The organism is Bacillus sp. SIMBA_008, from assembly GCF_046535495.1.
Lineage (GTDB): Bacteria > Bacillota > Bacilli > Bacillales > Bacillaceae > Bacillus > Bacillus subtilis.
On the sequence record NZ_JAWRWL010000847.1, the window covers coordinates 1 to 255 of the forward strand.

1 protein-coding gene is annotated in these 255 nt (G+C 56.9%); it reads left to right on the top strand.

The window, feature by feature from the left end; all coding sequences use genetic code 11:
• Positions 1-113: 113 nt before the first annotated feature.
• The coding region (locus SB658_RS25730) for an acyl-homoserine-lactone synthase (protein WP_410603295.1) at positions 114-255 on the top strand (142 nt) is incomplete at its 3' end.

Below are 255 nucleotides of genomic sequence, written 5' to 3' on the forward strand. Positions count from 1 at the left end.
GGCATTTTTAGCTTTTCTACCCATTTTCGGGAATATCGGCGCACGCGGCTGCGCTGTATCGTTTCAGGATGCAGAGTCGCGAGGCGAACATGCAGATCGTTGCTTTCAATGGGATGGAATCGGCGCGGACGGAAGATCTTCTTCGGCAAAGCTTCAAGCTGCGCGCACAGGTGTTTGACGGTCGCCTTCGCTGGGACGTGCGAGTGTCGGGCGGGCAGGAGCGCGACATTTTCGATCGACTGCAACCCACCTATC